This is a genomic window from Nocardia pseudobrasiliensis NBRC 108224, from assembly GCF_001613105.1.
GTDB lineage: Bacteria > Actinomycetota > Actinomycetes > Mycobacteriales > Mycobacteriaceae > Nocardia > Nocardia pseudobrasiliensis.
The window spans coordinates 88,557-102,556 of the sequence record NZ_BDBS01000015.1 but is presented as its reverse complement, the minus strand read 5'-3'; the positions used below and the strand labels follow the sequence as shown (position 1 = coordinate 102,556).

At 69.3% G+C, this 14,000-nt stretch carries 11 protein-coding genes; 9 read left to right on the top strand and 2 right to left on the bottom strand.

Annotation, left to right across the window (positions count from 1 at the left end; translation table 11 throughout):
- The first annotated feature begins 47 nt into the window (after nt 1-47).
- The 5 genes from NP4_RS14495 to NP4_RS14475 all read left to right on the top strand — a co-directional run bounded on the left by NP4_RS14495 (nt 48) and on the right by NP4_RS14475 (nt 5,542).
- Nucleotides 48-1,529: a D-alanyl-D-alanine carboxypeptidase/D-alanyl-D-alanine-endopeptidase gene (locus NP4_RS14495; RefSeq protein ID WP_373863836.1), complete on the top strand. Its 1,482-nt coding sequence runs from the start codon at nt 48-50 to the stop codon at nt 1,527-1,529.
- Between the two features lie 145 nt (nt 1,530-1,674).
- The gene (locus tag NP4_RS14490; RefSeq protein WP_067997982.1) at nt 1,675-2,682 is read left to right on the top strand and encodes an Rv3626c family coenzyme F420 biosynthesis-associated protein; all 1,008 of its coding nucleotides are present in this window, start codon (nt 1,675-1,677) and stop codon (nt 2,680-2,682) included.
- Between the two features lies 1 nt (nt 2,683).
- Nucleotides 2,684-3,664, top strand: coding sequence for a tRNA lysidine(34) synthetase TilS (gene tilS, locus NP4_RS14485; protein ID WP_067997783.1), 981 nt, complete (start codon nt 2,684-2,686; stop codon nt 3,662-3,664).
- Between the two features lie 82 nt (nt 3,665-3,746).
- Complete coding sequence (gene hpt, locus NP4_RS14480; protein ID WP_062511318.1) at nt 3,747-4,304, top strand: hypoxanthine phosphoribosyltransferase; 558 nt, start codon at nt 3,747-3,749, stop codon at nt 4,302-4,304.
- Between the two features lie 362 nt (nt 4,305-4,666).
- Nucleotides 4,667-5,542 carry a LysR family transcriptional regulator gene (locus NP4_RS14475; protein ID WP_067997780.1) on the top strand — a complete coding sequence of 292 codons (876 nt, stop codon included), beginning with the start codon at nt 4,667-4,669 and terminating at the stop codon, nt 5,540-5,542.
- An 8-nt stretch (nt 5,543-5,550) separates the two neighbouring features.
- Here the strand turns inward: NP4_RS14475 and NP4_RS14470 are convergent, their stop codons facing one another.
- A complete protein-coding gene (locus NP4_RS14470) occupies nt 5,551-6,906 on the bottom strand; it encodes an amidase (protein ID WP_067997979.1) in 1,356 nt (451 codons plus the stop codon).
- Nucleotides 6,907-7,188: 282 nt separating this feature from the next.
- Here NP4_RS14470 and NP4_RS14465 point away from each other — a divergent pair, with 282 nt between their 5' ends.
- From NP4_RS14465 to NP4_RS14450, 4 genes are read left to right on the top strand one after another with little or no spacing between them, the layout of a single operon-like run.
- Nucleotides 7,189-9,555 carry a serine/threonine-protein kinase gene (locus NP4_RS14465; protein WP_067997777.1) on the top strand — a complete coding sequence of 789 codons (2,367 nt, stop codon included), beginning with the start codon at nt 7,189-7,191 and terminating at the stop codon, nt 9,553-9,555.
- Nucleotides 9,552-11,711 carry a protein kinase domain-containing protein gene (locus tag NP4_RS14460; RefSeq protein WP_067997775.1) on the top strand — a complete coding sequence of 720 codons (2,160 nt, stop codon included), beginning with the start codon at nt 9,552-9,554 and terminating at the stop codon, nt 11,709-11,711. Before NP4_RS14465 ends, NP4_RS14460 begins: the two co-directional genes overlap by 4 nt.
- The gene (locus NP4_RS14455; RefSeq protein WP_067997772.1) at nt 11,708-12,406 is read left to right on the top strand and encodes a cyclase family protein; all 699 of its coding nucleotides are present in this window, start codon (nt 11,708-11,710) and stop codon (nt 12,404-12,406) included. Before NP4_RS14460 ends, NP4_RS14455 begins: the two co-directional genes overlap by 4 nt.
- Nucleotides 12,407-12,437: 31 nt before the next feature.
- Complete coding sequence (locus NP4_RS14450) at nt 12,438-13,121, top strand: nucleoside/nucleotide kinase family protein (protein ID WP_114755662.1); 684 nt, start codon at nt 12,438-12,440, stop codon at nt 13,119-13,121.
- Nucleotide 13,122: 1 nt separating this feature from the next.
- On the opposite strand, the gene NP4_RS14445 is transcribed toward NP4_RS14450, so the two are convergent.
- Complete coding sequence (locus NP4_RS14445) at nt 13,123-13,986, bottom strand: PfkB family carbohydrate kinase (RefSeq protein ID WP_067997769.1); 864 nt, start codon at nt 13,984-13,986, stop codon at nt 13,123-13,125.
- Between the last annotated feature and the right edge of the window lie 14 nt (nt 13,987-14,000).

Below are 14,000 nucleotides of genomic sequence, written 5' to 3'. Positions count from 1 at the left end.
TGGGTGCGGCAGGGACGTCACACGGTGATCAGGGAGACAACGGTCAGGTGCTTGGTTCGAGCAACAGCAACATCGGTGAGCTGGCCGCACGGCGGCGCAGGCGCATTTGGACAGGTGTCGGCGCCGGTTTGGTCGTGGTGGTCGCCGCGGCGGCGGTGGTGCTGGTCACGGTGAAACCGTGGACCGAGGAATTCCGGCACGGCGGTTTGAAGATCGCCGCGCCGCCGGCGCCGGTCAAGCCGATCGCGCAGGTGGCCCCGGCCCCGCCGAGCGCGCCCGAACCCAGTCCGGCCGGACTCGCGGCGGCCCTGGGCCCGGCCGTGACGAATCCGGATCTGGGCGGTTTCTCCGGCTCGGTCACCGACGCCGAGACCGGGACCGTGCTGTGGAGCGCCGACCCGGACAAGCCCGTGATCCCGGCCTCGACGGCCAAGGTGCTCACCGCGGCCGCGGCGCTGCTGGTGCTGCCCGCCGAACAGCGGGTCGCCACTCGCGTTGTCGCGGGGGCGAATCCGAACGAATTGGTTCTGGTCGGCGGCGGCGATCCGACACTGACCGCGCAGGCCGAGGGTAAGGGCTACTACCCGAACGGCCCCCGGCTGTCGGATCTGGCGAACCAGATTCGCACCGCGAGCCACGGCATCGACACGATCGTGGTCGACACCTCGCTCTACACCGGCCCGGGCTGGCCCGCGGGCTGGGATCCGGTCGATATCGCGGGCGGCTCGTGGGCTCCGATCGAACCGGTGATGATCGACGGCGGCCGCCTCGATCCGCTGGTCGAATACTCTCCCCGCACCCCGACCCCCGCTCTGGACGCCGGTCGCCGCCTCGCGATGGATCTGGGCCTGGATCCGGCCAAGGTGCACGCGGGCCGCGCGCCCGCGGGCGCGGCCGAGATCGCCAGGGTGCAGTCGGCGCCGCTGCGGGATCGGCTGCGGGACATGATGGTTCATTCCGATGATGTGCTGGCCGAGTCGATCGGTCGGGAGATCGCGGCGGTCACCGGCGGCGAGCAGTCCTTCGCGGGCGCGGCCGCCGCCACCCGGACCGCGCTCGAGGTCGCCGGATTCGACACCACCGGCCTGACCCTGCTCGACAACAGCGGACTGTCCACCGACGATCGCATTCCGGCCCGCCTGCTGGACCGGGTGCTCACGGTGGCCGCGGCGCCGCAGCCGGGTGCGGTCGGCGAGCGCGCGGGCGGGACGCTCACCTCGGCGGTCAACTCGGGTGGATCGCTCGCCAGCGGCTCCCCGCTCGCCCCGCTGCTGGACTATCTGCCGGTCGCGGGCGGTTCGGGCTCGCTGGCCGGGCGATTCGTCACCCCGCGCGATCACGGTGGCGCGGGCTGGGTTCGGGCGAAAACCGGAACTCTGTCGGTATCGAGCGCGTTGGCAGGGTATGTGCTGGACAGTGATGGCCGCGTCCTGACGTTCGCGCTGATGTCGAACGACCGTCCGCCGGAGGCGAGCCGGCCGGCATTGGATGTCATCGCTGCCACGCTGCGCAATTGTGGATGCCGATGACGGGTGGATGAATATGAGCGGACCCGGTGACGAGGCGGCCGACAGCCGAGCCGAACGATCCGAACAGCTGGTGGTCGACGTCGCCAGCGGCCAACTGGTCCGCAAGGCGAAGCGTTCGGCGCTGGCCGGCGCGGTGGACTGGAATATGGCCGCCCGCACCGCGACCGCGCTGGTTCCGGCGGGCCCGCGGACCTCGCGCTATTCGGCCGAGCAGGTGGTCGCGGAATTGGCCTCGGCCTCGACGCGGGCCGAGGGGCCGGTGCGCGAGGTCAGTCTGCTCGCCGACGACGGCGCGGTGCCGGACGCTCGGATCGTGGACCGCCCGGGTTGGATTCGGGCGGCCGCGGATTCGATGGCACAGCTGACCGGTGAACCCGAGGGCGAGCGCGGATTCCTCGCGGGTAAGCCCGCCGGGATGCAGGCCGGTGCGATGCTGGCCTTCCTGGCCACCGCGATCCTCGGTCAGTACGACCCGTTCAGCGGGCGCGACGGCACCCTGCTGCTGGTCGCGCCGAATATCGTCGCGGTCGAACGAGCGCTCGGCGTGACGCCCGGCGACTTCCGGCTCTGGGTCTGCCTGCACGAGGTGACCCACCGGGTGCAGTTCTCCTCCGCGCCCTGGCTCGCGGACTACATGCGCGAGAACGTGGGCGTCCTCGGTGACGTCGGCGAGGAACCGCTCGCGGAAATGCTGCAGCGGTTGCTGGACGAGGTGCGCGAGCGGCGACGGGCCAAACCCGATGCCGACGATCCGGCCAACAACGGCGTGCTCGGCCTGCTGCGCGCCACCCAGGCCCCGCCGCAGCGTGAGGCGCTGGATCGGCTGCTCATGTTGGGCACGTTGCTCGAGGGTCATGCCGATCATGTGATGGACGCGGTCGGACCCGCGGTCGTGCCGTCGGTCGCGCAGATCCGCCGGGCCTTCGATCAGCGGCGGCAGCGTCCGGTGAATCCGGTGCAGCGGCTGCTGCGGGCGCTGCTCGGGGTGGACGCGAAGGTCGCGCAGTACGTGCGCGGCAAGGCATTCGTCGACGAGGTGGTCGATACGGTCGGCATGGAGCGGTTCAACACCGTCTGGTCGAATGCCCAGACGCTGCCGCGCACCGACGAGATCGGCAATCCGCAGCGCTGGGTCACCCGGGTGCTGGGCTGAGATGACGGGCCGGGCCCGGCCGCTTCCGGAAACCGCCGCGGCGCTGGATATGCGTCGCGCGGTGCGGGATTGGCTCGCGCGATTCGCACCCGAGGCTGTGGTGGCCGTCGGGCTGTCCGGCGGGGCCGATTCGCTGGCGCTCACCGCGGCCGCCGTCGCGGAGGCGGAGGTGGTCGACGCGCTGATCGTCGATCACAATCTGCAGCCCGGCTCCGATCGGGTCGCCGCGGCGGCCGCCGAGGGCGCCCTGGCACTGGGCTGTCGCTCCGCGCGGGTGCTTTCGGTCGAGGTGAGCGGTGCGGGCGGGCTCGAGGCCGCGGCCCGGCGGGCCCGCTACGCGGCACTCGACGATGCCCGCGACGGACGGCCGGTGCTGCTCGGCCACACCCTCGACGATCAGGCCGAAACCGTGCTGCTGGGCCTGGCCCGCGGCTCCGGACCGCGTTCGATCCAGGGCATGGCCGCCTTCGCCGAACCCTGGGGGCGACCGCTGCTGGGCGTGCGGCGGTCCGCGACCCGGGCACTGTGCGCCGAATTGGGTCTGTCGCCGCACGAGGATCCGCACAACAGCGCGCCGGAGTTCACCCGGGTGCGGCTGCGCACCGAGGCGCTGCCGCTGCTCGAGGAGATCCTGGGCGGCGGGGTCGCCGCCGCGCTGGCCCGCACGGCCGAGCAGCTGCGGGCCGACAATGCCGTACTCGACGAGCTTGCCGACAAGTTGCTGTCCGCTGCGGACGATGGTTCGGGGTTGTCGATCGAGACGCTCGCCACTGCGCCCGCCGCGCTGCGCCGCCGGGCGATTCGGGCGTGGTTGTTCGCGGGCGGGGCAAAGGCGTTGACCGACAAGCATTTACGCGCGGTCGATGCGCTGGTCACCGATTGGCACGGGCAGGGCGGCGTGGCCGTGGGTGGCGGTAAGCCGGGGACGAGGTTGGTTGCCGCGCGCGAACATGGCAGGCTGACGCTGGCGTTTGGCCGATAATGATCCCGGGTGTCCGCGCGGCATCCGGATTTCCCGCAAAGCGCCATGAGTGCCACGACATCATGAAGGGAAACCAGCGCACGTGTACGGGGACGACATTGCGTCGGTGCTGATCACCGAGGAGCAGATCGAGGCGAAGGTCGCCGAACTCGCCGAACTGATCGCCAAGCGTTACCCCCCTGATGCGCCCGAGGGTGATCTGCTGTTGGTGGCCGTGCTCAAGGGCGCGATCTTCTTCATGGCGGATCTGGCTCAGGCCCTGCAGATTCCGACCCAGATGGAGTTCATGGCCGTCTCCTCCTACGGCTCGTCGACCTCCTCCTCGGGTGTGGTGCGCATCCTGAAGGATCTCGACAAGGACATCGCCGGGCGCAATGTGCTGATCGTCGAGGACATCATCGACTCCGGCCTCACGCTGTCGTGGCTGAAGCGGAATCTGTCCAGCCGCAATCCGGCCTCGCTCGAGGTGGTGACACTGCTGCGCAAGCCCGACGCGTTACGCACCCACGTCGACGTGGCCCATGTCGGCTTCGACATCCCCAACGAATTCGTGGTCGGTTACGGCTTGGACTACGCCGAGCGCTACCGCGATCTGCCCTACATCGGCACGTTGAATCCGAAGGTCTACAGCAACGCGTAACCCGGTCGGCGTGTCTTTCCACGCCGCGCCGTTGGTGTGAGCAATTTCACTGTTTGGCCAAGTGCCCAGCGTGCCCGCTTCGGGCAAATGTTGCTGACAACCCCGGACGTACCGCGTCCGGGGTTTCGTGCTGGCCGATTCCGGCGAGGGTGGCCCTCGTTACTGCTGGTCGGCTGCCCTGATGACCGGTGTTCGCCGGGACAATCGAGGTTGGCCGCAAATTCGCCGAGGCCGGTGTGCCGCGGTTATGCAGAGGCCCTATGCTGTCACTAACAAACCTGATGGCTGTTTCCGTGCCTCAATCCCGACTCGAGGGACTGATACAGCTGGATTTCCAAGACCAATTCTGATAGCAAGGTGCTATGGATCCGCATTTGCGCGACTTGCGGTACTTCGTCGCCGTCGCTGAGGAACTGCACTTCACCAATGCCGCTCAGCGGCTGCACATCGCTCAACCGACGCTGTCGCGGCAGATCCGCCAGCTCGAGCGTCAGCTCGATGTGGTGCTGTTCGATCGCAATCAGCGCAGCGTCGCCCTCACCGTGGCCGGTAAGGAACTGCTCGAGGGCGCCCGCAAGATCCTGGAGCTGTGGGAGGTGACCAATGTCGCCCTGCAGGAAGCCGGTGAGGTGCTGCGCGTCGGTATCCAGAGCTCGATCGGGCGCGGCCTGATCGCCGATCTGGAGAGCGCCAGCGGGCACCGTCTCGCCCTGCACTCGGCGTCGTGGACCGACCCGTCCAGCGGCCTGGCCGGGCGGCAGGCCGATCTGGCGCTGATGTGGCTACCCGTCCCCGATGTCGGCCGCTACCGCTGGCAGGTGCTGCGCACCGAGCCGCGCTGGGCGCTGCTGCCGGAGAACCACGCCCTGGCCGAGCGCGAGACCGTCGACTTCGCCGATCTGCTCGACGAGCCGTTCATCGCCATGCCGTCGGAAGCCGGTGCGGCGCGCGACTTCTGGCTGGGCGTCGACGGCCGCGGCGGCCGGCAGCCCAAGATCGGCGGCGAGGCCGCGACCGCCGAGGAGCGGCTCGAGGCCGTCAGCCTCGGACTGGGCGTATGCCTGCTCGCCGAGAGCAATGTGCCGATGTATCGCTGGCCGGGCCTGACCGCCCGCGAGGTGACCGGTCTGGCCCCGTGCGAACTGGCCGTGGCCTGGCGCGCCGACGACGACCGTCCCACGATCCTCGACTTCGCCAACCGCGTGATGGCCGGTGGTTTCGGCTCGGCGCAGGACTGAGCGAACGGTCAGGCCGTACGCCGCCACGGCCGCGCGGCCTCCAGCTGGGCCGCCAGTCGCAGCAGCGTCGACTCGCTGCCCGGCGGCCCGGCCAGTTGCGCGGCCAGCGGCGTGCCGGTCCGCGCGTGCAGACCCATCGGCACGCTCACCGCGGGCCAGCCGACCAGATTCCACAGCGGGGTGAACGGCGCATAGCGCGCGCTGGCAAGCACATTCGGCAACCAGCCGCGGGCGTGCCAGGCCTTGGCGAGCGGCGGCGGCCCGGCCAGGGTCGGGGTGATCACGACATCGTGCTGTTCGAAGAAGTCCAGGAGCCGGGCCTCGACGCGATCGACCTGCCCGGGTCGAATCAGTCCGGCGCGCAACACCGCACGGCCCAGGGCCACATGTGTGCGGGTGCGCTTCTGTAGTCGTTCGGGGTGGGGCGTCACGGTCGCCTCGCGTGCGGCGTTGGCCAGCCAGCGCAGCAGGACCGCGGTGGCGCCGCCCGCATAGGGCAGCGTCGCGGAGGTGACGATATGCCCGGCCTCACCGGCCAGTTGAGCGGCCGTGCGGGCCGCGGCGGCCCACTGCTTGTCGACCATCAGCAGCGGTGACGGGGAGGCGAAGGCGAGTCCGACGCGCAGCTGCGCGGGCGGTTCGAGTTCGGCCAGCGCGGGGCGATCGGCCAGTACCGACAGCATCAGCGCGGCATCGGCGACGGTGGTGGCGAGTACGCCGTTCTCGGTCATTCCGCCCCAGGAGTCGACCCCGACCTGCGCGGGCACCACGCCGCGTCCGGGTTTGACGCCGAAGACGCCCGAGCAGGCGGCCGGGATGCGCACCGAGCCCAGCCCGTCGTTACCGTGCGCGACCGGAACCAGTCCGGCCCCGACCGCCGCACCCGATCCGCCGGAGGAGCCGCCCGCGCTGTAGCGAATATTCCACGCGGACCGCGTGATTCGCTCCGGCGTGTCGCTGACGCCCCACAGGCCGAATTCGGGCATTTCGGTGAGGCCGACGACGACCGCGCCCGCGGCGCGCAACCGCCGCACCACCGGATGGTCGGCTTCGGCCGGTCGATCGTCGCCCGCGAGGGATCCGGCGCGGGTCACCTCACCGGTCACATCGATATTGTTCTTCACCGCGATCGGCACGCCGGCCAGCGGCAGCGCCTCCAGATCGGCGCGTTCGGCCAGCGCCCGGCTCTCCGCGCGCGCGGCCTCGGCGCGAACCATGCTGAAGGCGTTGACCTTCGGATTCCCGAGGCGGATGCGCTCGAGGGCGGCGTCGACGATCTGCTCGGGGCGCACGGTGCCGTCCCGCACCGCCGCGGCGATCGCGGTGGCCGTGGTCGGCATGGCCGGTGCGTCGTTCGAGTCCATCGACACCTCCTGCGTGGCTCCGGTGGCGGTAGTCGATGTCGCGGCCGCTAGCGCGGTGCCCTCGTTCTGCATACTCGTAGCCCCCGTCGCATCATGCTCGAAATGGGTGTTTCGGTATCGATGCGCAAATTATCATTTCCGGCAGTGCTCGGGAATGATGGTCTCGGGGTGTGGCGGATTCTATCCGCTGTACCTCAGACCGACCAGTGTGGATTTCGGTCGCGATCCGGTCTTCCGTGATCCGGTGTGATCCGGGCGCAGCCCGGGTTCGTTAGGTGCGATATGAGCTACAGTTCCGACTCCGGCGGCGGGTTCGGGCGACCAACGGCGGGGACCGAATTCGGCACGGTGGCCGCGTTCGCAGCCGCCTGGGAGTCCGGCGCCCGGCCGCCCGAGATCGCCGACTACCTGCCCGACGCCGACGCCCTGCGCCTACACGCGCTGATCGAACTGATTCGGATCGATCTACGGCACCGCTGGCTGCGTCCGAACGCCGACCACGCGACTTCGCCCGCGCGAAAACGGCTGCGCGAATACTGCTCGGAATTCCCCGAGTTGGCCTCGGGCAGTATTCCGGCCGGTCTGGTGTACGAGGAGTTCGTGATCCGGCGACACAGTGGCGAACGGGTAGATCCGCGGGAGTGTCTGCGCGAATATCCCGATCAGTCGACGCAATTGCGGGAACTGCTCAACGCCGACGACGAGGATCAGAGCACCCGGCGCGCCGCCGCCGATGCCACGGCCACATTCGCGGCGACCGGCGAAGCCACCCGCACCACCACCGGACTGTCCGAAACCGTCGACACCGACGGACTGGACAACATTCGGGTGGGACAGTGCATCGACGATTTCGATCTGCTCACCGGACTCGGCAGCGGCGCCTTCGCGCGCGTGTTCCTGGCCCGGCAGCGCGCGCTGCAGCGACTGGTCGCGGTGAAGATCTCCGCCGATCGGGGTACCGAACCGCAGACCCTGGCACAGCTCGATCACGACTACATCGTGCGGGTCTTCGATCAGCGCCTGCTCGACGATCCGATCCTGGATTCGGGGGTCGATCTCGGCTCGCGTCGACTTCGCTTGCTGTACATGCAGTTTCTGCCCGGCGGCACGCTGCTGGGCGTGCTGCGCTGGGTGCGGGCCACCCCGGCCGCGCAGCGCAGCGGGCAGCTGCTGCTCGACGCGGTGGACGCGGCGATGGAGGAGAAGGGTGAGATCCGGCCGACCGATTCCAGCGTGCGCGCCGAACTCGCGACGCTGTCGTGGCCGGAGACCGTGGCCTGGCTCGGACGACGGCTGGCCGAGGCGCTGGCCTACGCCGATTCGCAGGGCGTACTGCATCGCGACGTCAAACCCGCCAATGTCCTGCTCACCGCCGAGGGCGTGCCGAAGCTGGCCGATTTCAACATCAGTTTCAGTCGCAATCTCGAGGGGACGAGTCCGGTCGCCTATTTTGGCGGCTCGCTGTCCTATATGTCGCCCGAACAGCTGGAGGCCTGCCATCCCGGCTATCGGCGGACGCCCGGGGATCTGGACACCCGCGCCGATATCTACTCTCTCGGTGTGGTGCTGTGGGAATTGCTCACCGGGGCAAAGCCTTTCGACGATACGACGGCCAGCGAACACGGCGACGTCACCACGCTGAAGGAGATGCTCGCCCAGCGGTGCGCCGGGGTGGATCCGGCCGCGCTGCAACGCATTCCCGCGAACTGTCCGGCGGCATTGCGCCGGGTGCTGCTGCGCTGTCTGGAACCCGAGCGCGAGAAGCGTTGGGCCGACGGGGCGGAACTGGCTCAGCAGTTCGAGCTGTGTCTCGACGAGCGGGCCCGTGATCTGGTGGATCCGCCGCCGCACAGCTGGCGTTTGCGACTGCGCCCGTGGCGGGTCCCGGTGCTGGCGCTGGCGATCGGGCTGCCGAATATCGCTGCCTCGCTGTACAACATCGAGCACAACCGGACCCTGATCATCGAGCGGCTCAGCGATCCGGCCCAGCACGCGTTCATGGCGGTGACCCTCGCGGTGAACGGCATCTTCTTCCCCATCGGAATCGCGGTGCTGGTGTATCTTGCGCGTCATCTGATCACCGTGCCGAGTGGCCTGCGCAGAGGGCGCGCCTACGATCCGGAGACCATCGCGCACGCGCGGGCGGATGCGCTGCTGATGGGGGATCGCACTGTGCTCGTGGTGTTTTCGCTGTGGGCGCTGTCGGCGCTCACCTTCCCGGTGGCCCTGCAGCTGACCACCGGCGAGGTCACCCTGCGCGTGCTGGTGCATTTTCTGTGGTCGCTGCTCGTCTGCGGCGCGATGGCGGTGGCCTATCCGTACTTCCTGGTCACCTTCTTCATGATGCGCAGCATCTATCCGATCTTCCTGCGCCAGGGCGATATCGGGGCCGCGGACGCGGCCCGGCTGCGGCGGCTGGATCGGCGGTGCACCGGATACCTGGCGGTGGCGGCGTCGGTACCGCTGCTCGCGGTGGCGGGTGTGACTTTTCTACCCGCCGCGGATATTCCGAGCGTGATCGTGGCCGTGCGGGTGCTGTGCGTGGGCGCGATCATCGCCTTTCTGATCGCCTATGTGCTGTTCCGCGCGCTCGAGGCCGATCTGCGCGCGCTGGGACGGGTGGTCGATCCCACCGCGACGCGCCGATGAACACCGCATCGGCGGCGACCATCGCGCGTTTCGCCGCCGACTGGCAGACCGCCCTGCGCGAGGGACGGCTCGAGCCCCCGAGGCTGGCGCACTATCTACCCGACGGGGTCGAGATGCGGCTGGCGGTGCTGGCCGAGCTGGTTCGTATCGATCAGCGCGAGCGTCGGCGGCGGCGTGCGGCGAGTCGCCGAATGTCGGAGTACGGCAAGGAGTTTCCGGATCTGCTGGGCTCCGAACGGTTCGTCGAGCTGGTGTGCGAGGAGTACGCGCTGCGCCGCCGCTACGAGGCGATCGGGCTGGCGGAGTTCTGCACCGAATATCCCGAGCAGGCCGATGAACTGCGGCGGCGATATCTCGATTCCGAGCAGCCCCGGCGGACGGGCGGCGTGCCGGGGCTACCGGATCGAATCGAGATCGGCATTAGGCTCGACGATTTCGATCTGCTCACCGAACTCGGCGGGCGCGCGCACGCGAAGGTCTTTCTCGCCCGGCAGCTTTCGATGCAGCGCCTGGTCGCCGTCCGGGTGGAGGCCGGTGACGAACACGATCCGCATCGGGTCGCCCAGCTGGATCATCAGTACATCGTGCGGGTCTTCGACCAGCGAGTGGTGGTCGAACCGGGCGGTGCGACGCTGCGCCTGCAGTACATGCAGTATCTGCCCGGCGGTACGGGCGACGAGCTGCTCTCGGCGCTCGGTTCGGCGACGCCGGACGGCGGCCGGGCGCTGCTGCGCTCGGTGGACGCGGCGATGGAGGCCCGGGGTGAGATCCGGCCCACCGATTCCAGCGTGCGGCGCGAGATCGCGGCGCTGTCCTGGCCGGAGACCGTGGCCTGGATCGGCCGTCGTTTGGCGACCGCGCTGGATTACGCGGACCACCAGGACATTTCGCACGGTGCGGTGAAACCGGCGAATGTACTGTTCACCGCGGAGGGCGTGCCGAAGCTGGCCGATTTCGGCTGCGATCCGCCGCTCGACATCGATCCGGAGGCGACGCCGTATCAGGCGCCCGAACACCTCGCCGCGCTGATCGATCCGGACGCGCCGGTGCCCGATACCCGCGCCGATCTCTATGCCCTGGGCGTGCTGCTGTGGGAAATGCTCACGGGCGCACGACCGTTCGACGAGCACGAAGGCGACAGCGCGGCGCCGCTCGCGGCGATGCGGCGCGACCGCCACGCCGGAATCGGTCCGCACGCACTGGATCGGTTGCCCGCGGATACCCCCGCGACGCTGCGTCGGGTGCTGCTGCGCTGTCTGGAACCGGATCCGTCGCGGCGCTGGCAGTCCGGCTCCGAATTGGCCGGGCAGCTGGAGCTGTGTCTGGACGAGCGGGCCCGCGATCTGGTGGATCCGCCGCCGGACAGTTGGCGGCATCGGGCGCGCCGGTGGCCGCTGATCATCGCGGCGCTGTGCGTCGGCGTGCCGAATCTACTGGCGAGTCTGTACAACATCCGGCTCAATCAGATCCTGATCGTCGACGGGCTGGACGCGGCCGATCAGCAGCGGTTCCAGACCGTGGCTGTGATCAACAACGCGATCGCCTTCCCGTTGGCGACGGTGGTGATGGTGTTGCTGTGCCGGCGCGCGCTGACCGCGGCGCGGCGGCTGGCCCGCGGGCGCGGCTATCCGCCGGAGGAGCTCGCGCGGGCGCGGCGGGAGACGCTGTCGATCGGGGATCGGCTGGTCTGGGTGCCGTTCGTGATGTGGCTGGTGGCGGGGGCGGCGTGGCCGCTCGGGCTGATGTCGACCGGGGTGGCGCTGCCCTCGCGGAATTTCGTGCAGTTCTACACCGCCCAGGTCGTCTGCGCGGCCATCGCGCTGGCGTATCCGTTCTTCCTCGCGACCGTATTCGCTGTGCGGTCGCTGTATCCCCAGTTGCTGGTGGCCGGGCCGGTCGGAACCGAGGACGGGCGGCAGCTGGCGCGGCTCGCTCGGCGCGGCAGCGGTTATCTGGCCGCGGCGGCGTCGGTACCACTGCTTGCGGTGGCCACCGCGACCTTCGTGCCCGACGGACAGCTGGCCCTGGTGATCGGGCCGGTGCGCACGCTGAGTGTCGGTGGCATCCTGGCATTCGTGCTGACCTACTGGCTGTTCCGGCTGCTGGAGGCCGATCTGCGGGCCTTGATCCGCGCGGTGCCGCGGGGTGTGCGATGAGCGAGCGGATCGTGAACCTGTCGCATGTGCACGATCCGGCCACGACGCCGCTGTATCCGGGCGATCCGCCCTTCACGCTCGAGACCGTGGCCGAGATCGGATCCGACGGTTACTACCTGCGGTACATCCGGCAGGGCGAGCACACCGGAACCCATTGGGGCGCACCGATTCATTTCGATCCCGACGGGCTGGCCGCCGATCAGCTGGATCCGGAGGATCTGATGCTGATCGCGGTCAGGATCGATATACGTGAGAAGTGTTCGCGGACTCGGGATTACGCGATCTCGGTGGCCGATCTCGAGGAGTGGGAGCGCGAGCACGGCCGCATTCCGAACGAGGCGGCCGTCATCGCGTGGACCGGATGGGACGCGCTGTGGGGTGGCCCGGAGTTTCTCGGTGTCGGTGAATTCGAGGGCCACCAACCGGGATTCGCGCCCGAGGCCGTGCGATGGCTGCTCGATACCGGTCGCCTCGGACGCCGCGGCGCGCTCGGGATCGACACCTTCGGGCCGGACCTGGGGATCGACGAGAGTTATACCGTGTCGCGGCTGCTGTATCGCGAACACCGGATCAGCCTGGAATGTCTGGCGAATCTGGCCGCCCTGCCCGCGGTCGGCGCGCGAGTGCTGATCGGCGGGCCGATCTATCGGGGCGGTTCGGGCGGCCCCGCGGGTGTCGTCGCGCTGGTGTCGTGAGAGCCGCTTCGGCGCAGGTAGGGTCGATGTGGTGGTCAGCGAGGATTCCGGAATTTCGATCGATGAGCTGGCGAGTCGGATCTGGGAGCGGGTGACCGGGCGCTCGCGGCGTTTCGTCCTGGGAATCGCGGGACCGCCCGGTGCGGGGAAGTCGACGCTGGCGGTCGCGCTGCGCGATGCGGTGAACGCCCGGGCCGGGGCCGGGGTGGCCGAGGTGGCCCCGATGGACGGATTTCACCTCACCAATGCCGAGCTGCGCGTGTCGGGTGCGCTGGCGCGCAAGGGCGAGCCGGATACCTTCGATGTCGCCGGATATCTCGACCGGCTGCGTTTATTGCGGGAAACCGTTCCCGGACAGCGGGTTTCGTGGCCGCTCTACGATCGGGTCCGGCACGAGCCGGTACCGGACGGGATAATCTTCGATCGGCAGTCGCTGGTCGTCACCGAGGGTAACTATCTGCTGCTCGACGATTACGGCGCGGCGGGATGGTCGGCGGTGCGGGAATGTCTCGACGCGGCCTGGTATCTGGACGCACCCGTCGAACAGCTGCGAGAACGGCTGCTGGAAAGGCATATTCGCGGCGGTAAGAGCGAGACCTTCGCGCGTGACAAGGTGGCGCGCAGCGATCTGATGAATGTGGCGCTGGTGGCCGAGACGCGCGAGCGGGCGGATCTGGTGCTGCGTTCGGTCGGGGTGAACTACCTGGTGGAGTGAATCACTCCGGGGCCCGCATCCAGGCCCGCGTGCCGAGGTATCCGCACGAGGCCGATGCCACCTCCGCCGCCTGCCGCAGGGCATCCGGGAACGACTGTCCCGCAACGTGATAGTGGCAGAACGCGCCGTGCAGCACATCGCCCGCACCCAGGGTATCGACCACCTCCGCGGCCGCGATCGGAATTTCGCCGCGTCCGTTCGGGGTGGCGTAGCGAATCGGCTTGTCGCCCTGGGTGATCGCCGCGTACTCGATTCCCTGAGCGCGCAGGTGGTCGAACAGATCGTCGGGCCCCACGCCGGGCGGGGTGAAGTTCGCCGAGCAGATGGCGATATCGGTCATGGGGAGCAGATCCGCGTGGATATCGCGCCAGCGCCCGGCGTCGAGGACCACCGGAACACCGGAAGCCTTGGCGGCCGTGGCGAATCCGACGGCCAGTTCCGGATAGTGGCCGTCGATCAGCAGAACTCGAGCATCGTTGAGCGGACCGAGCAGGCGCGGCTCGAAATGCGCGGAGATCTGGGAACCGTCCAGCGAGACGATGGTGCGGGTCGCGGCAGCTGTGGCCACCAGGGCCGAGGAAATCGGCGGGCGCTGCGCCCCGGTCGGTGTGACATCGACCGGGGCCACGCCGTATTCCTCGAGATCGTGCCGGATCATCTGCGCCAGTTGATGTTCCCCGAGCGCGGTCACCAGCGCGGGCGTGCGACCGGACAGGTGGGCGAAGGTGACCGAGGCGTTCGCCGCCGGACCGCCCGCGCCCAAGAACGCGTCACGCGCCTGGGTCTTGGAATCCTCGTCCGGATAGCGCTCCAGCGCGTATGCGATATCCAGCGTTGTCAGACCCACGAAAACCGCTGTCGCCATGGGTCCGACAGTAG